At 41.2% G+C, this 18,685-nt stretch carries 16 protein-coding genes and 1 pseudogene; 11 read left to right on the plus strand and 6 right to left on the minus strand.

Going from position 1 to position 18,685, the window contains the following annotated elements; genetic code table 11:
- Positions 1–112 precede the first annotated feature (112 nt).
- The 4 genes from ACYRY3_RS26275 to ACYRY3_RS26290 all read left to right on the plus strand — a co-directional run bounded on the left by ACYRY3_RS26275 (position 113) and on the right by ACYRY3_RS26290 (position 4,376).
- Complete coding sequence (locus tag ACYRY3_RS26275; RefSeq protein ID WP_460204638.1) at positions 113–1,387, plus strand: lipopolysaccharide biosynthesis protein; 1,275 nt, start codon at positions 113–115, stop codon at positions 1,385–1,387.
- 6 nt (positions 1,388–1,393) lie between these two features.
- Complete coding sequence (locus ACYRY3_RS26280) at positions 1,394–2,353, plus strand: glycosyltransferase family 2 protein (protein WP_460204568.1); 960 nt, start codon at positions 1,394–1,396, stop codon at positions 2,351–2,353.
- 553 nt (positions 2,354–2,906) lie between these two features.
- Positions 2,907–3,686 carry an intradiol ring-cleavage dioxygenase gene (locus ACYRY3_RS26285; protein WP_460204569.1) on the plus strand — a complete coding sequence of 260 codons (780 nt, stop codon included), beginning with the start codon at positions 2,907–2,909 and terminating at the stop codon, positions 3,684–3,686.
- 114 nt (positions 3,687–3,800) lie between these two features.
- A complete protein-coding gene (locus ACYRY3_RS26290) occupies positions 3,801–4,376 on the plus strand; it encodes a hypothetical protein (RefSeq protein ID WP_460204570.1) in 576 nt (191 codons plus the stop codon).
- On the opposite strand, the pseudogene ACYRY3_RS26295 reads toward ACYRY3_RS26290, so the two are convergent.
- From ACYRY3_RS26295 to ACYRY3_RS26305, 3 genes and pseudogenes are all read right to left on the minus strand, one after another.
- A pseudogene (locus ACYRY3_RS26295) lies at positions 4,303–4,869 on the minus strand (serine/threonine protein kinase); the annotation flags it as partial. The gene ACYRY3_RS26290 and the pseudogene ACYRY3_RS26295 overlap by 74 nt on opposite strands.
- Positions 4,870–5,080: 211 nt before the next feature.
- Positions 5,081–6,487 carry a DUF3370 domain-containing protein gene (locus ACYRY3_RS26300; protein ID WP_460204571.1) on the minus strand — a complete coding sequence of 469 codons (1,407 nt, stop codon included), beginning with the start codon at positions 6,485–6,487 and terminating at the stop codon, positions 5,081–5,083.
- Positions 6,488–6,527: 40 nt separating this feature from the next.
- On the minus strand, positions 6,528–7,040 hold the full coding sequence (locus tag ACYRY3_RS26305; protein ID WP_460204572.1) for a peptidase C15: 513 nt from the start codon (positions 7,038–7,040) through the stop codon (positions 6,528–6,530).
- Positions 7,041–7,098: 58 nt separating this feature from the next.
- Between ACYRY3_RS26305 and hisH the strand changes: the two genes are divergently transcribed.
- Both hisH and rsmD read left to right on the plus strand, forming a co-directional pair.
- Positions 7,099–7,734, plus strand: coding sequence for an imidazole glycerol phosphate synthase subunit HisH (hisH, locus tag ACYRY3_RS26310; RefSeq protein ID WP_460204573.1), 636 nt, complete (start codon positions 7,099–7,101; stop codon positions 7,732–7,734).
- Positions 7,735–7,897: 163 nt separating this feature from the next.
- Positions 7,898–8,443 carry a 16S rRNA (guanine(966)-N(2))-methyltransferase RsmD gene (gene rsmD / locus ACYRY3_RS26315; RefSeq protein WP_460204574.1) on the plus strand — a complete coding sequence of 182 codons (546 nt, stop codon included), beginning with the start codon at positions 7,898–7,900 and terminating at the stop codon, positions 8,441–8,443.
- A 72-nt stretch (positions 8,444–8,515) separates the two neighbouring features.
- Here rsmD and petG read toward each other — a convergent pair whose 3' ends face one another.
- On the minus strand, positions 8,516–8,629 hold the full coding sequence (gene petG / locus ACYRY3_RS26320) for a cytochrome b6-f complex subunit V (RefSeq protein ID WP_460204575.1): 114 nt from the start codon (positions 8,627–8,629) through the stop codon (positions 8,516–8,518).
- A gap of 187 nt (positions 8,630–8,816) precedes the next feature.
- Here petG and ACYRY3_RS26325 point away from each other — a divergent pair, with 187 nt between their 5' ends.
- Positions 8,817–9,191, plus strand: a complete 375-nt coding sequence (locus ACYRY3_RS26325; protein ID WP_460204639.1) for a c-type cytochrome — start codon at positions 8,817–8,819, stop codon at positions 9,189–9,191.
- A 350-nt stretch (positions 9,192–9,541) separates the two neighbouring features.
- Here the strand turns inward: ACYRY3_RS26325 and ACYRY3_RS26330 are convergent, their stop codons facing one another.
- Positions 9,542–9,733, minus strand: coding sequence for a hypothetical protein (locus ACYRY3_RS26330; RefSeq protein WP_460204576.1), 192 nt, complete (start codon positions 9,731–9,733; stop codon positions 9,542–9,544).
- Positions 9,734–9,837: 104 nt separating this feature from the next.
- Complete coding sequence (locus ACYRY3_RS26335) at positions 9,838–12,339, minus strand: NACHT domain-containing protein (protein WP_460204577.1); 2,502 nt, start codon at positions 12,337–12,339, stop codon at positions 9,838–9,840.
- A 372-nt stretch (positions 12,340–12,711) separates the two neighbouring features.
- Here ACYRY3_RS26335 and ACYRY3_RS26340 point away from each other — a divergent pair, with 372 nt between their 5' ends.
- From ACYRY3_RS26340 to ACYRY3_RS26355, 4 genes are all read left to right on the plus strand, one after another.
- Entirely contained in the window at positions 12,712–13,269 is a 558-nt protein-coding gene (locus ACYRY3_RS26340; RefSeq protein ID WP_460204578.1) for a hypothetical protein, read from the plus strand.
- Between the two features lie 324 nt (positions 13,270–13,593).
- Positions 13,594–14,331, plus strand: coding sequence for a hypothetical protein (locus tag ACYRY3_RS26345; RefSeq protein ID WP_460204579.1), 738 nt, complete (start codon positions 13,594–13,596; stop codon positions 14,329–14,331).
- A gap of 382 nt (positions 14,332–14,713) precedes the next feature.
- Positions 14,714–15,472: a peptidylprolyl isomerase gene (locus ACYRY3_RS26350; protein WP_460204580.1), complete on the plus strand. Its 759-nt coding sequence runs from the start codon at positions 14,714–14,716 to the stop codon at positions 15,470–15,472.
- 204 nt (positions 15,473–15,676) lie between these two features.
- The gene (locus ACYRY3_RS26355; protein WP_460204581.1) at positions 15,677–18,673 is read left to right on the plus strand and encodes a peptidase domain-containing ABC transporter; all 2,997 of its coding nucleotides are present in this window, start codon (positions 15,677–15,679) and stop codon (positions 18,671–18,673) included.
- The last annotated feature ends 12 nt before the right edge of the window (positions 18,674–18,685 follow it).

Consider the following 18,685-nt stretch of genomic DNA (forward strand, 5'->3'; position numbering starts at 1 on the left):
TGCCCCTTTAATGATTGGAGGGGGCAAGAGTGCTCACCCTGTAAGAACAATAATTGATGCCTTAGTAATCCCTTATAAGAAAAAATGCAATTGTCTCTTCAAAATGACAAATATGTTAATCAGCCAGATTAAGCAAAAATTCTCCAGTCAATTTATCCGTAATTTTGGTTCGCTTGGTGGGGCGGAGTTAGCGAATCGTATTTTTCGCTTGGCAACAACAGTAACTTTAGCTCGCTTATTAAGCCCTTACGATTATGGTTTGGCAGCAGTTGTTCTTACCACGAAAGATTTTGCAGATGTTTTTAGCCTCAAAGCTGGCATTGGAGCTAAACTTATTCAAGCCGACCAAAGTGATATCGAAGTTTTATCCAATACAGCTTACTGGCTTAATTGGATTTTATGTGGCTCGCTTTTTATTATTCAGTGTATCGCTGCTTTTCCTATTGCTTGGTTTTATGGAAATACGCAAGTCATCTTGCCTATTTGTGTGGTCGCTACAGTTTATTTAATGTTGCCGACTTACATGGTTCAATGTGCATTAATTCAGCGAGAAAACCGACTCAATATATTAGCACTGTGTACTGTTACGCAGTCCCTGCTTGCCAATCTTCTTACTATAGGTTTGGCATTATTAGGTCTGGGAATGTGGGCTGTAGTATTACCGGTTGTCTTAACGTCTCCAGTTTGGGTTGTAATCAATCGCAGAAACCATCCTTGGCGAGTTACTAAGCCCTTTACTCTTTACCGATGGCGCGAAATTGCTAATTTTGCTAAAAATGTTCTAGGAAGTGAACTCTTAAATAAGCTCAGAAGTAACTTAGATTATTTATTGGTTGGGCGTTTTCTTGGTATTGATGCCCTGGGTCTTTATTATTTCGCCTTTAATGCTGGGCTGGGGATAAGTCTAAATGTTATGAATTCGTTTATTTGGGCTATGTACCCGCATCTTTGTGCAGCCCGTGGAGATATCAAGCAACTGAAGACACGATTTTTTAGCGGTCTCAAAACGATCGCTTCGGTTGTAGTTCCACTTGTTCTTCTACAATCGAGTTTAGCCCCCTTTTATGTACCAATTATTTTTGGACAAAAGTGGATAGCGGCAATTCCAATATTAGTATTGATATGTCTTTCAGCTCTACCACGTCCCTTTTCTATTGCTGCTTCTCTCTTACTCCAATCTCTAGATAAAACTCATATTAACCTATACTGGGATCTAATTTTCACTGTAATATTTGCAATTTCCTTACTGGTTGCTGTGAAATGGGGAATTTTTTGGGTAGCTGCAACGGTACTCATTACTCACGGTCTAGCTATGCCTGTGTTCACTATTTGGGCTATTAAATATGTTTTCATCAGAAAAATATCTATTTCTACTACATTGAGGTAAATTTTTATGCCAACTATATCTATCATTGTCCCTGCCTACAACGCTGAACATACTATCTTAGAGACTATTAAGTCAGTTCAGAAACAAACATTTTCAGATTTTGAGATAATTGTCATTAATGATGGTTCAACTGACAGGACTTTAGAAATATTGAATGCGATCGCTGACTCTCGTCTCAAAATTTTTTCCTATGAAAATGGTGGTTTACCAGTAGCTCGCAATCGTGGAATAGCTCATGCAACTGGAGAATTTCTTGCATTTCTTGATGCCGACGATTTATGGTCACCTGATAAGTTAGAATTGCAACTTGCAGCTTTAAAACAACATCCAGAGGCAGGCGTTGCTTATAGCTGGACTCATTTTATGGATGAACAAGGAAAATCTTTCCATGCAGATGAGCCTATATTTTTTGAAGGTAATGTTTATAGAAATTTGTTAGTCAAAAACTTTCTTGCTAGTGGCTCAAATCCACTTATTCGCAAGCAAGCGATTGAGTCGGTAGGAGAATTTTATCCTCCTGCTGGAGGTTCTGCAGATTGGGACTATTGGCTGCGGTTAGCGGCTCATTGGCATTTTGTTGTTGTTCCTAAGCCACAAATTTTTTATCGTCAATCATCAAGCTCAATGTCCTCTAAAATAGAGTTTATGGAACAATGCAAGTTCATTGTGCTTGAGCGAGCATTTCAAGCAGCGCGACCGGAACTCCAAGCCCTCAAAAATCAGAGCCTAGCTAATGCCTATCAGTATTCAGCCCACTTATGTTTAACACGTGTTTCTGGAATTGATGGAGTGAAGCAAGCTGGTCAGAAGTTGATGATGGCAATTCAACTTCATCCACAGACTTTATTGGATAAAAAAACTCAAAAAATGCTGTTGAAGTTTGTATTGAAACGAGTACTTTCTCCTAAAATTGCTAACAACTTACTTCAACGAATTAGTGAAATTATTGCCACTGCTATCGTTTAACAGGTTTGTTGAAATTCATGGTGTTTAATTCCCACAAAATCAGAGCGTAATTGAAAATCCTCTCAAGGATAATGATTCTGGCCGTAGAGGCGATGGGCTAAGTTTAGGAACTTCCAAATAAAAAAACATCCAACTTTCTCTTGTGGTGCGGGCGTCTCAAGAGCCACCTATATAGAACGGGCGAGGACGCCCAGACCACATTCAAAGGATAATTTATTTCTTAGATATCCCTTAGCTGAAGCGCTCGTTTTTTTAGGTAGACAGCCGCTTCGCATTATCTGTTATTGTTATTTCATTTTAGATTGACGGCTCCATAGCCCAATACAGTTCAGTTAAGGTTAATGTGTAAAAAATCATGTGTGTAGAGACGCGCTGTTTGAAGCGTCTCTACATTGTGTTTGTGATAGGGGTTCTGGTTTTATCTGAACCGTATTGCTCCATAGCCCAAATTACAAAAGTGTAATTGAGAAAATAGACAAGCTATCATTTTCAGATAGGTTAATCGGAAATGTAAGCAACAGTCATTTTTCGAGGGCATTAAAAGTTAGACATCATGAAAAATAACAATCGCCGGTTAGGTCGCATTTTCACTCGAAGAGAAGCACTTGCTTTATTGAGGGCATCTGGAACTGCAATACTTTTGGTTGGATGTCTACCGCGAAAGTCAATCTCTACACAGGCACAGTTGAGTGCAGCTATCCCGGCATCATCTAAGGTTAAGTCTACTACATTGTCTGCGTGTGTTGTGAGTCCAGAGCAAACTGAAGGACCCTATTTTGTAGATGAAAAGCTTAATCGTTCCGATATCCGTTCCGATCCGACAGATGGTTCGGTGAAAGAAGGTGTACCCCTGCAACTGACGTTGCACGTTTCTCAGGTTGGTAGTACTGGCTGTACAGCGCTGGTAGGTGCGATTGTGGATGTTTGGCATTGTGATGCACTGGGTGTCTATTCCGACGTAACAGATAGAAGCTTTAATACTGTTGGCAAAAAGTTTCTGCGCGGCTATCAAGTCACCGATGCTAAAGGAAGTGTCCAATTCACAACCATTTACCCTGGTTGGTATCCAGGTAGAACTGCTCACATCCACTTTAAGGTTCGCACAGCTGGGGCATCAGGACAAAGTTATGAGTTTACTTCTCAGTTATATTTTGATGATGCAATTAGCGCTCGCGTGTATACTCAAGCACCCTACGCTAGCAAAGGACAACGCAGGTTCAAAAATGCCGATGATGGAATTTTTGCTGATGGTGGAGAACAAATGTTGCTCGATCTCGCTAAGGATGGACGGGGCTACGCAGCAACCTTTGATGTTGGGCTTCAGATGACCTAACTTGAGCAATGTACTGGAACAAAAATTACAAAATTGTAATTTAGAAGCAGGGCAAACTGTCATGTTCAGCTACTTCAATCAGAAATATAAATAATCTATCCTGTGGTGGATGATATGAAATTTAATACAGCAGCGGTTGTAACAGCAATTTCCATTGTGGCTGGTACATTTAGTTTGATGAATCAGGTAAATGCTGCTAATCCATCTTATCTGATTGCCCAGACTTCACAACAGCCTAACCAACGACCAGACGGACAAAGGCGACCACCTCGACCCGATTTTGCAGCAGCAGCCGCGAAGCTTGGTGTTACCGAACAGCAGTTAAAGGATGCGCTAGGAATACCTGCCAATCCTCCCACTGACCCAAATCAGCGACCACCTCGACCCGATTTTCAAGCAGCAGCGGCAAAGCTTGGTGTCACTGAACAACAGTTAAAAGATGCACTCGGTGTTCGACCTCATCGACGCCGCCCGGATTTTGCAGCAGTGGCGGCAAAGCTTGGTGTCACCGAACAACAGTTAAAGGATGCGCTAGGAGTGCCAGCCAATTCTCCCACTGACCCAAATCAACGTCCACCTCGCCCGGATTTTGCTGCTGCAGCAGCAAAGCTTGGTGTCCTCGATTCATGCGTCCGGTTTGTTCCGGAGATAGATATGCTAACGTCCCTTCTAAAACATTGGGACATATGAGGGTTTGGGTTTCTCTAAGAAGTAAAGAGGCAATACTGAAATCAATCAGTTTAACTTGCTTGGTAGTGGGGTTAATCAGGATGTTGGCTGGTTTGATGTCTTTATGAATGATATGGTAGCGATACAGCCCTTCTAAAGCCGTAACAATTTGAATGGCAATGTGAAGAAATTCATGTAGTGACTTTGCATACAACGTCTCTACATTAGTGACGTAATCCTTTAGAGAAATACCTCCAAAGTCTTCCATCACCAAAACATAGCCGTTTTGGTATGGTTCCAAACTATATGTTTGAATCACACCTTCTAACTGAAGATTTTTGGCAATGGTGTACTGATTGCGAAATTGTATCAGTTCTTTAAAGCTAGGATACTCACTACGCATCATTTTCAAAACGACTGCTTTTCGGTCTCGTTCTCTAAGTCCCCGATAGATTACAGTTTTATTACCCAGATAGATTTGTTGAGAAATGAGATAACCAGCCAGTTCTACCACAGCCACCTCTCGCAAAGCAACACTGTCTTTTTTCTTACAAACTTATTTTTCCCACTAGCGTGTTGAAATTACCTCTGTTTGTAAATTTTTTTAACTGACTGGAGACAAGGTAAGGGCGGTAATGCAATATATAGAGCTTTTAAAATGGCTATAACCCCTATAAATGACGAATGACAGTATTAACTAGTTAACTCTATTTGTACCGACCTACTTACTTGTTCATAACTTCACCTGAATTTGTACTGTTCAAAGTCTGAACTGTCAGAACTTGCGGTGGAGTAGCGTCTGGTGGATAAAGAAAATCAACTTCAACCAATCTTTGCTCGCCTTCCTTCATATTCAGTGTTACTAACGCTTCTCCTAGTTGACCCCGTCTTTGCACCAAATGTACAAATTGGGTTTGAGGCAAACCTCGATCGTCGTTATAACGTACTCGCACTGACCCACGAAAGAAGACTTGTGGCGCAGCTGTATTAAAAAAGCGCAAACCTGGTTTGGTTAACTTGTCTTCCTTTATTGGTGTTTGTATCGACACAGTCACTGTCTGTGGGTTCTGAGTTTTGTTATGCAACGGCAAACTCAAGCTGTATTGCACTCCATAGTTTCCATGTGCCCGATAGGCAGTATCGGGATAGCGCACCAGCATGGGGGCACTTTGTATTTGATCGGTACCCAAGGTACCCCGATGCAATGCACTTACTATATAGGAAAAAGTTTGACCGGGGCTGGGAATGGTTAGATATGTTTTTTCTGGGTTATCTACTAGTAGACCTTTCCATTCCGAACCCAAGGCAACCCCAGCAACACGACCATAAATTATAGGTTTGTTTGTTTCTTCAAGAGGGGTGGGGGTTTTGTCTCGGGGTTCTGATAGTTGACCGTTGTTTAATAAAGATTCCCATTCTTCTACAGTGGGGGCACGTTCGCTTCCATCAGGATTAGTTGGAGCAAACATTGCTAGACTTGCTGCATAGACTGTGTCGCTACTCCGCAATCGCATATATGTAGACCGACCATTTAAAGGTGGCGTGAGTTCTCTTACGGGAATTGGTGCATTGAGTAACATTTGGCTTTCCCCTGGTGGAATTACGATTTGAGCCGGGAAAACATCTTGCCTCTGTCCTCGAAGGATATCATTTGTAACGCGATCGCCCGGTCCTGCATAGACTGTGCTCAAGATATTATCACTATATGATGGCAACTCAACAAAAGGTGCTTCTGGTTGGCTGAGATAACTGGCTGCTTGCAGGATATTTACCGTCACTGCTTGCTTCCCTGGGTTATGCAGGATAATTCCCAAATACAGTGTTCGTAAATCCTCTGGGGTGGGTGCTTCAGCCACATGATGGGCAAAAACATCAAATCGACCTTTAAAAGGAAAATTTAAATGTGCTGTTGGCACTTTTTTGCCCTCTGCTGGAAAAGTTGAGAGTAAAATCCCTTCTTTGAGTACTTTTTCTGGGCTATTGCTATTAAAGACTGGCACGGAATCCAATTTTCCCGGTAAAGGACGTACTTGTTGCTGTTGAACAATTTCTTCAAGAGGTGCCGGTGGAGGAGCGACTGGTGGGGGAGGTGTGATTTGTGCGATGGGAAAAATGGGTAAGAATGGAAACATATACCTACATATTTTTTTCTTTTTTGAGACGCAAACATCTTTACAAAAGTGCCAGTTTATGGAGGATCGCTACAAAATCCTCAAGAATTGAGGTCAAATTTTCTTCAGTCAAAATCGGAACGTGGACAAAGATGCAAGGAGTTCTTAGTTGGCTGCGGCGCAGTTCATCTAAAACGGAATAATAGAGACCTTCACAGACAAATTTCCCGCAGTCGTTGCTAATCTCAACTGCCTGGGTGCCCGCCACTAATTTTTCTAAATCAACCGTTGTCCGCAACATACTTTCTCCACAGATGGCGATTGCTTCCACACTTAATAACGTCCGTCTTTCGGCCATGCCACAGCAAATAATAACGTCTGGAGTAAGTTCGCGGATGGTTTCTAGAACCCGAAAACTGGCTGGCTGCACATCTACAGGCAACTGTCGCAACAGCGTTAACTCATAAGGTAACGAATCTAGTCGGGCAACTTCTGCCAATAAATCATCAGAAGAATTCGATTTTTGATGGGGCAACCAAATCTGAAAAGAAGTTAATAGAAACCTTTTCTGCATAAGAAATATTATTTACAATATAAATACTCTCCATAATAAATTAGCAGGGAGCAGGTAAATGGCGGTGATTGCAGTCGTAGACTACGACATGGGAAACTTGCACTCGGTCTGCAAAGGATTAGAAAAAGCTGGTGCAACTCCAAAAATTGCTGATTCCTCAAAAGAATTAGAGAAGGCAGATGCTATCGTTTTGCCGGGAGTGGGTGCATTCGACCCAGCTGTACAGCAGTTGCGATCGCGTGATTTGGAAAAACCCATAAAAGAAGCAATTGCTTCTGGCAAACCCTTTTTAGGTATTTGTTTGGGTATGCAAATTCTTTTTGAATCAAGTGCAGAAGGAGTTGAACCAGGGCTGGGAATTATCAAAGGAGTAGTACGGCGATTTGTTCGAGAACCGGGTATCACTATTCCCCACATGGGTTGGAATCAACTCGAACTCACTCAGCCAAAAACAACTTTGTGGGAATATTTACCGCAAAATCCTTGGGTTTATTTTGTGCATTCCTATTACGTAGATCCAGCCGATCCACAAGTTTGTGCTGCAACTGTTACTCATGGAAGTCAAACTGTCACCGCTGCGGTTACCTGCGATAACATCATGGCAGTTCAATTCCACCCTGAAAAATCCTCTAATATCGGATTGCAAATTCTCTCTAATTTCGTATCTCAAGTTTGGACACAGGTTGCTGCGTAATAGGATTCAGTTCTTTGTCATTTGTCCAGTGTCATTTGTTCAGTGTCTATTGTCAAATAACCAATGACTAATAACTGCTGCATAATAGAATTCAGTCCAGTGTCATTTGTTCAGTGTCTATTGTCAAATGACCAATGACCTCTTGACCAATGACTATTGACTCATGAGTTTGAGAATTTACGGTAACCGCCCGTTAAAAACATTACCAGGGAAAGAAACCAGACCCACCAGTGCGCGAGTAAGGGAGGCGGTATTTAACATTTGGCAGGGAACGATAGAAGGTTGCCGTTGGCTAGATTTGTGTACTGGTACTGGTTCAATGGGCGCTGAGGCTTTGTGTAGAGGAGCCAGTTTAGTCGTAGGCATTGAGAAATCCAGTCGTGCCTGTGCAATTATTCAAGAAAATTGGCAGCGCTTAGCTAAAGCCGAACAAAAATTTCAATTACTGCGGGGAGATATCGTACAGATGTTGCCAAAACTTTCGGGGCAGCAATTTGACAGAATCTATTTCGACCCGCCCTATGCTAGTGGTTTATATCAGCCAGTACTAGAAGTCTTAGCTTACCATCATCTTTTAGATCCAGATGGAGAAATAGCATTAGAACACAGTCCTCAAGACTGGACATCACCAATCGTGTCCGGCTGGGAAATTTGCCGCGAGAAAGTTTACGGCAACACTGCTTTGACCTTTTACAGAATTGCGGAGTGAGGAGAGACAAGGGAGAAGGGGAAGATAACGAAGACGGTTTCCGCCTGTCTTCCTTGTCCTCCACTTATCAACTTACAGACCAAGCTGGTTGCCGCGCTTGTATTGCTCGTAAGCTTTGAAAAACAACCCGCCCAGGGTTACGAAGATTAGACCCAGCACAATGCCGTCAAGCAGGGGTTCAACCACGTTAAATCTCCTTTATGCAACAAATGAGTTCCCGCACTTGATTCTACCAAATTCAGCACCAAGCTCGACGGGTGTGAGGAGAAAGGGTTGTCATTACCTAAGATAGCTTGTCATCAGAATCAAGAACTTTTAAGCTATGTGTATGAAATAAAAATTTTTTGTACACTTTGACTTGAACAGCCAACTTTTGGATAACCAGATTGCCAAACCTAAAACTCTGATTCAGCGAATCGCTTTCATCGCTCTAGCGGTTGTGCTAGCAGTCCTTTTGGGCACTTTTGCTGTTTATGCAATGAGACCCTCAGATCCATATGCAAAAGCTGTTCTAGGGCTCAAAGGTGACCCAGTACAAGGACACGCCATCTTTCAAATAAATTGTGCTGGTTGTCATGGCTGGCAAGCAGATGGGAGTGTTGGTCCAAGCTTGCAAGGTGTCTCGAAACGTAAATCACCCTTTGGTCTCATTCACCAAGTCACCAGCGGCGAAACACCACCAATGCCTAAATTTCAGCCAAGTCCTCAGGAAATGGCAGACCTTTTAACCTATTTGGAGTCTCTGTAATCCCAATAACAAAGCTGTGGCGTTTCCTCTAAGATGAAAGACGGAAGGGGCAGCTTTTTATTTCTTAAAAGCTTAAGAAATTGCAAAGACTTTTGTTAAGAAAAGTTTAGTTTTCTTTATATTTCTTCAAAATACTCGGTTTTGTCAGTCCAAAAACCAGTTTCTGTTTGAGGGCGATCGGCTAGCTACTTAAACGGTTCATGAATTTATACAGTTTTGACTCAGTAAGTAAGTAGGCGGAGATAAAGGCAACTATGTGAAGAAAGGTGAAAAGGACAGAAACTCTTACAAATGACTCATGACAGTCATAACTAGTTAACTTTATTTATGCCGACCTACTTACCAATGCTCTAGAAAGCAGCATCTACCGGCTGCTTTTGCGTTTCCGGCTGGATTGCAAAAGATAAATCGATCGCAGAGTGTATTGTTGAGCCCTCAAACTTTCCCGATTCAGAATCACCTAGTGGCTTTGGGCTACAACAACCATCTGTCCACTTTTCGCCCGGTTTGTGATTGCATACTTTCTTTACTTGCTTGCCCATATTAAGTTCAATTCTGCTCCCATACCTTACAAAGTACCTCAAAATCATAGCATTTTTAGGTAATTTACGGTAACTAACGGTAAAAAGCTAGTAAAAACAGCAGGTCAAGGTTCACCAATCAAAGAGCGGGGAATCCGTTTATTTGGTAATAACAGGTGGTCAACAATCTGGTTGCGTAACTCTTTAGAAGAGTAACTGCCTCCTCTGACGCATTCTAGAAGAAGGACATTAGCATAAAAATAATCTTTTACGATTTTGATTTGTTCGGGTGAAAATTTCACGTCATCATAGCCAATATTTAAATACAGCCTCATCACCCCTCTTAAATGTTTCGTCCAATCCTGCCAATCAGATGTAGGGGCATCTTCCTGAGGAAAACTTTCCAGCAAAAACATCAATTCATCCGCTAAACCCTCATAATTTAAGGGGCGCTCGCTAACAATGCCTGAAATCACTTGATTGGGGAAATGATCTTTATCTAGGGTAATTTGCCTCTGTTGTTTGTTCAGGGTAATCACACCCTTATCTTTATCAACCGTCACTCCTTCACCCCCTAATTCAGGGGAGTTAGCCGTATCATCACTCATAGGAAGTTCTCTTCTCAGCAACGGGCTAACTTTCTGAGGCTGAAATTGCTTGTCCTGGGCTCTAGCAGCAACTTTGCTGTAGGTGTCAACTAAATATAATGCGAAATCAGAAAGGGGCGAGCGCTCGATTATCTTCTTTCGTTCCCTATTAAACTCTTTTAGTAAAATGGCAAGTTTTTGAGCTAGGGCAGAGTCAACTTTTGTAAGTTGATTCGTATAGAGTTCAAACTCCTGATCTACAAACAGGTAAAAAGCTCTCCAAGAACTTGATTTTATCCCATGATAACTTGTAACATCATCTAGCCAAGTTAACATATCTTGCAATACTTTACTACTGGCTATGCGATTAATTTGGTTAAATATAAGCCTTAAAAAAGCATCTGCATTTGCCAGACGTCCTGCAATCATAAGAAACACTTCTCGCCAATGACGATTAGTTAAATGCTGTTTGACAACTTCCTTTAAGAGTTCAATATCTTGACTGTCTACAATATAATTAGCCACAAAATATTCTTGAAAAGTTAAGTGAGAAAAGGAATATATATCCTGAGCTTGCTTGATAAATAAACCATGATTTGCCTCGATGGTTTTTAAAATAGCTAAACTATCAATAGCCAGAGTATCCGACGAAACTTCAGGAAGATTTTCAATGTAATCTCCAATTATCTCTTCTAGTTCTCTTTGATGCCATAAATGTTTGTGTGGTTCTTGTTGAAAAGATTCATAAGCTATCTGACTCAGCAAATTAACTTTTCGTTGATGGGGTAAGTTAAACCGATTGGCTAAATGGCGTTCTATACGTCTGCTTGCATCCCATTTGCGTAGTAGTATATCTACCGCGTCATGAATAAGAGTGTACTGATTTCTTGGCAGTTCATAGTTGTCATCAAATACCAAACACAACATGGTTAGAAGTAATGGATTTGGTGTTAACTCTTGTATGGATCTATTTTTTTCTATTTCTTCTAGTAAGCTATCTGCTAACTTTAACTCTTGACTTGATGCAAACCATTTTTTTACAAACACCTCAATTTTGTTGTCATCAAAATCTGCCATTGCCACTTCTGTAAAGTCAGGAAATGTATAATCAGATGCTCCAGAACGACAGGTCATGACAAAACGGTTTTTTGAATACCTTTTGATAAAAGTATCAATAGTTCGATACACTGCCTCGCTTTTGGCATATGCAACTTCATCCAATCCATCCAATAAAATTAAACAACGACCTTGCTCTAGTAACTCTTGGATAAATTGTTCTGGTTCAGAAATATACGGTGTCAATTCTTTTTTTATAGCATCAACAAGATTTGGGCGATCGTCTTCATCAGAAAAGGCTTTTAATGAGATAAAAATTGGAATATCTTGCCTCCCCAATTCTTGAAAAGAATGTACAGCTAAATGCTTCAAAAATGTTGTTTTTCCTGCTCCAGGTCTACCCCATATAAGCAGCTTGGAATAGCGTTTAACAGCATCTACAGCAGCTAACTGACTGCCAATTTTATAGTGAAGACGACTAAAGATAGTACTTGTACTGGAGAGGTTGGTTAACAATTCTTGAATGGTTTTTGATTGTTTCCCTCTAACACTTTCTAACACACTCACATTCGCATAAATGCTATCTAATTGTACGGGGTGAGTCATCGTCAAGACTTTCATAGTACCGCACTTTATTTGAATATATTCCTGATAATGATGCAGCCAATCTCCCTTGACCTCAAAATTGCCCTGTGTGACTTCGTCTAACACTGCTTGTTGCCTCAAAGCTTCTTGATAGCTTTCATAGCCTAATAACACACCGCATAAAAAGTTCAGGTTTTTTTCCTGCATCTTTGTTGGTTCATCATCTTTAAAGAAGTTGCGGATTGTTTTATCTGAAATAATATCTTTTGAAGTTTCTCTTTTGTCTTGATAAACTCGATTTAACTCAGTAATAAGAAATTTAGGTGAAGCACCAAATTTTTCTATGTATGCTTGTTTTAATTTATCAAAAACTTTTTGATTCACTGGTATTGCTGCCATGTCTCCCCTCGCTACTTTTTCTTCATTATGTAGAAACTTCTCATGCTTAATTAAACTCAGTTTGAATAATTAACATCCTAAAATTTCAGTTTAAGAAATGCAAGAAAAGGCATAAAATATCAAAAAATATTGTATCATAAATAACTATTTACCCAATATTCTCTGTTGTATTTGAGGAACTTGCTTATTTAAAATTTATACTAAATCAATATATCTAAAGATAGAAAATCCGACTTCATAAATCAACAATCTACTTTTAGGTATATGAAGGCAAGAACGAAAAACTTGTAAGGTAAAAGAGAATTCCGAGATTTACCGTTTGTTACCGCGTATTGATTAGTAGTAGAGAAAATTAACATAAATTTTCATATTATGAGTAATAATACCGTCAGCCTGAAGAAAGATATAGATGTAGATTGGATTAACCATCAGTTCAGACAATGGGTATCTTCTATATCAGTGGAGTTTAAGCTGTCTGTTAACTGCATTCTTGCTTTGGCCCATCTTTGGCGTCAAGGTCGCCTCGACGACAATGCAACCGTTAAAGCTTTTGAAGAAGTCGAGCAAAACGCCAAACGTCAGCGTCTTCTCCTTGAACAACTTCTAGATTGGCGTCTCACTTCCTATAAACTGGAGGGAAGCAAGTCTGAAGCCATTGTGAATGTTGTGAATCAGCAATACGAACAACATCAATACTCTCTTGCTAGAGAATATATATCTCACCTCGATCGCATCCTTGATTTGACCTACTCTTGGCATCAGGATTGCTTTGTTCGCAGTGCAACTGCTGGGGTGTTTGAGGAGATTGAGTACAATGCCAAACGCCAAAGCAGAATTTTAGAGAAACTCCTGAATTGGCGCTTAAATGTTGACGAAGTTAATTATGATTTCGTTAAACCGCCCAGAGCGCCTCAGAGAAATCAGTTATAAGAGACTGGTAACATTTGATTGCAATTAAGTTTCTGCGAAACCTTTTTAAATTTGTTCTTTCTATTAAAGAATATATAAAGTTACACTATAATGCTGTCTATTCCGTGTAATCTACGTAAGTAGTTATACAGAGGAAGTGCAAAAGCAAAAATATTAATAATTTTTTTAGAAAATTTTTGACAACTTGCGCTGAGAGTGTCTACCAAAACATCAGCAGGAGCCAGAAATCAAGCGTAGCAGCGATATGTCAACAAGCTGTGCTTGTTGAGGTCTTGTCACAAAATTCCTCCTGTCAACTAAAAACTCATGGACGCTAAACACAATATGAGCCAAAGCCTAAATATTCAGGAAATTGCGATCGCAATTGCAGCTAGACAATATAATCCTAAACTTTTAACTCCAGATTTTCTGAAATACGCTGGCATTGTCCCAAGTAGCTGGGAATTGATCCGACCTGCCATCCTAACGGATTCTGTAGCCCAGGTTATCTTCCAAAACGGTGTCAATATTGGGGCACAAGTTAATAAAATTGTGTTTGCTGAGTTGATTGGTAGCAAAGAACCATCGGCAGTGGAAGTGCCGACGATCGCCAAAAAATATATTGACAAATTGCCTGAAATAGAGTATGTGGCAATTGGCGTCAACTTTCGGGGTCATGTTCTTTTTGATGAGCAAAACAATACAGCTCGCAACTACATCTTTAAAACATTGCTTAATTCCGGGTCTTGGCAAGAGTTTGGCAAAGCCCCTGTGATGGGGTCGCTGCACTTGGTTTACACCTTAGAGGACGCACAACTCAACTTGGACATCAATGAAACTGGGCTGCAGATGCTAGATAAAACAGTAGTAAGAGCAGTTCAGTTCTCTGCTAACTTCAATCGCTCACTTCCCCAAGATAAACAAAGTGAGGTATGTAGTACCCTGACTCAAATCATTGGCAACTGGCAAAAAGACTGGCAGACGTTCAAAGAACTTGTCAACAAAAAGTTCTTAAATTCAGGGAATTATCAGCTCAACCTGGTACCAGGTCTGCCTACAATTGCGTCTGCAGCGAATTTTTGACCGAAAATCACACGGGCGCAAGCTCCTGGGTTTAGTTGCCTAAAGGCGTGATTTTCTCAATATACACCATAACCGCGATCGCCCCTACAAATAATATCCAAATGGGCTTGGCTGAAAAGCTGTAGCCCTAACTGGGTTGGAAATTTTTATTTGATTTGCGTCGATTCTCTTGCTAAAATCGACGCAAACAGCATATCTTATTGTTAAAATTTTGTAGACAACGATAAAAGAGTGAGTCTATCTTGACAATGTGGGTGCAGAGAAAAAATTCTCGATGGGAAAGCCAGGTACATGGCTCACTTTTTTGATGCGTCTAAATAACATCTACAAACTCAGGGAGCAACACCAAGCAAATTAAGCATTTTTCTATGCATGGCAGTTAATGACTGAAGTGTTGCAAATTGGTAACCGTACAATCAATGCGAGTGAACTGGCTTCCTTACTGGGAAGTTATCAAATGCTGCCGCAGTTGCTGCGAGAGCTAGTTATTGATGAGGCTATTGCATCAATAGACTGTACACCCGATGAAGTCAATCGCGCTCAACAGCTGTTTTATGCCGAACATCAGCTTAAAAACATAGTTGATGTCAGAGCATGGATGGCTTATTACGGTGTAGTTCCCAATCAACTAGAAACCATCATCATTCGCAAGCTAAAAATCGAAAAATTCAAGCAACAGACTTGGGGCAAAAAATTAGAACCCTACTTTTTCCAGTGCAAGACAAAGCTGGACAAGGTGATTTATTCCCTACTGCGAACTCAGGATGCAGGAGTGGCTCAAGAACTTTACTTCCGCATTTTGGCAAAAGAACAGCCCTTTGCCGAACTAGCGCGGGAATATTCCCAAGGTCCGGAAGCCCAAACTGGTGGGTTAGTAGGTCCGGTTGAATTGTCTACACTCCATCCAGTAATGGTGCAAATGCTTTCTAGCAGTCTACCTGGAAAACTGCTACCACCAACTCGTATTGGGGAGTGGTTTATCGTTGTGCGGTTAGAAAAATTTATTCCCGCACAGCTTGATGAACCTATGAAAGTGCGTTTGTTGAATGAACTCTTTGAAACCTGGCTGACAGAACAGCTTCAGAAACTGAGGAGTGGAAAAGAAGAGGAGATGGGAAAACAGTTAGTGGTTAGTAGTTAAGGGTTAGTGGTTAGTGGAAAAGAACAATCTACCACCTACCACCTACCAACTATTAACTACCACCTACCAACTACCACCTACCACCTACCACCTACCAACTACTAACTACTAACAATCGACATTCCCAATCTAAAATCACGCCACATCGGTCAATGGGGCGAACCCCTGCACGTGAGTGACTCGAAAATCTAAATCCGAAATTTCATGACTTATACTAAAGCCTCAATTGAGGATTTTTTAGCTGGATTATTCCCTTTCAACCAACTACCTGCACAAGCACTGGTGGAATTTCTTCCCAAGTTGCAGCTTTTGCGCTATCGTATGGGTCAAATCGTTCTTGTGCAGGAACACATATCTGCTCAAGTATTGATTCTCTATGAGGGGCAGGCACGTTTATTAGGTAATGACCCCAATACTCAAATGCCTGTCACAATACAACGACTTAAACCAGGAGATATCTTGGGTTGGGTAAGTTTGCTACGGGGAATTCCTTGTGAAACAGCCATTGCTTCTTGTGAAACAATTTGTATCACTTTGCCCGCCACAGATTTTTTAAGCTTAATAGAAAATTTCCCGGCTTTTGCAAAAGGTTTTCACAACCACTGTAGTACGATTGAAGTTTTCGAGTTATTAGGTGCGGAACTCACAAGTCAGGCTGATAGTGAGACATTACTTAAATCTTATGGGGTTTCAGATATTGCGGAACTGACTGGTAAAGTATTCCCAGAAGCCCTTACTGTCACTCTTTTGAAGGGCAAAACTTCCACAATAAAATTAGAGCCGGAGTATACCTGGTTTGTCAGTAACAACGCAGTCAAAGATTTTCCTATAGGAACTCGGCTACCATCAAGCATCGATCCAACTCATTTGAAGGCAGAAAGTTCTATGCCTGTACGTTTAGTAGGTTTGCCGCTACGGAATGAACTGGGAAGTATAAAAGAAGAAACTTTTCAACCTTCAACCTTGACTCTTCAACCTTTACAAGAGATTCCCTATGGACCTGAAAGCCCCCCCAAATTAGAAGCAGCAACGGTTCTTAGCTCGTCGCGATCGCCAAATTACCCCTATATTCAAGGTAGAGGACCGAGGGATGCAACGTTAGCTTGTTTCCAAATGCTGAGCCAATATTGGAACATTCCTTTTCGTCGGGATGGAATCTGCAAAGTGCTGGACAATCAAATTCAGCGCACTCAAACCCTGTCATTACAACTATGCGGTGCCATTGCAGAATTAATAGGGTTAAATGCTCAACTAATCAACATCAGCGCAGTTTCGATCGCTAAACTGCAACCTCCTGCAATGATTCGCTGGCAGGATAGTTTCGCCATTCTTTATGAAACGAGCGAACAGAAGCTGGTATTAGCAGTCCCGGAAGTAGGTATTGTCCAGCAAAAGCTGACCAATTTTATTGAAAATTGGGGTGAAGAAGGTCAGGTATTGCTACTCAAACCAACCAAATACACACCCAAGCAGAAGTTTAGCTTGCGTTGGTTTGTTCCTTCCCTGATTAAATACCGTAAAGTTCTCTTTGAAGTCTTACTTGCTTCCTTCTTTGTCCAGGTTTTCACTCTAGCGAATCCCTTAATCATCCAGCTAATTATTGACAAAGTCATTATTCAGAACAGTTTTAATACCCTCAATGTACTGGGGCTGTTACTGTTAATACTGGCTGTATTTGAAGGGATTTTAACCAGTCTCCGCACATACTTATTTGTCGATACAACTAATCGAATTGACCTCACCTTAGGTTCAGAGATTATTGACCATCTGCTACGTCTGCCCTTACGTTATTTTGAGCGAAGACCTGTAGGAGAACTTGCCACTCGCGCTCAGGAACTGGAAAATATTCGTTCATTTCTTACAGGAACTGCTTTAACAGTGGTGTTAGACGCGGTATTTTCCGTTATCTATATTGTAGTGATGGCAATCTACAGTTGGGCGCTGACTGTTGTGGCTTTAGCAACCGTACCGTTTTTTGCCTTTCTGACAATGGTGGTTTCACCGATTGTGCGAAGGCAATTGCGAAATAAAGCAGAACGTAATGCCGAAGCTCAGTCTTACTTAGTGGAGGTGATGTCAGGTATCCAAACGGTGAAAGCACAAAATATAGAGTTGCGTTCCCGTTGGCAGTGGCAAGAACATTATGCTAACTATGTAGATGCTGGTTTCAAAACTGTTATTACTTCCACTGGTGCGAACGTCACAAGCAATTTTCTCAACCAAGTTTCTTCATTGTTAGTTATATGGGTGGGGGCATCTTTAGTTCTTCAGGGACAACTTTCCTTAGGGCAGCTGATTGCTTTCCGCATCATTGCTGGCTACGTTACCGCCCCGTTACTGCGTTTAACTCAACTGTGGCAAAACTTTCAAGAGACAGCACTCTCTTTAGAACGCCTTGGCGATATTTTAGATAGCCCGATGGAAGTCACAGAATTAGACCGTCAAAACATTCCCATGCCCACAATTTCCGGTGATGTTAAGTTTGAGAATGTCAGCTTTCGGTTTAACCCCAATGGTCCACTGCAACTGAAGAATATTAATTTAGAGTTTCAGCCCGGACAGTTTATTGGCATTGTAGGACAAAGTGGTTCTGGAAAAAGTACTCTAACAAAGCTATTGCCGCGTCTTTACGATTCAGAATCCGGCAGAATTCTCATTGACAGCTATGATATTGCCAAAGTAGAACTCTATTCACTACGCCGTCAGATTGGCATGGTGCTGCAAGATTCTCTCTTATTTGATGGCACTGTGCAGGAGAATATTGCACTCACTCAACCAGACGCTACACCGGAGGAAATTATCGAAGCAGCAAAAATCGCTGCAGCACATGATTTCATTATGTCTCTGCCTAATGGTTACAATACCAGGGTTGGCGAGAGGGGTTCAGCTTTATCAGGAGGACAGAGGCAGAGAATCGCCATTGCCCGTACTGTTCTACAAAATCCCCGCTTGCTGATTCTAGACGAAGCCACAAGTGCCTTAGATTACCAGTCAGAAAGACAAGTTTGTCTCAATCTAGCAGAAGCGTTTCGCGATCGCACGGTCTTTTTTATTACCCATCGTTTAAGTACCGTTAAGAATGCTGATGTCATTTTGCTGTTAGAGCAAGGAGCCGTTGTAGAACAGGGAACCCACGATCTACTCATGACACAAAGAGGTCGCTACTACTGCCTTTATCAACAACAAGAAGCACAGCTTTAAAAAATACTAACT

Source organism: Scytonema sp. NUACC21, assembly GCF_054684315.1.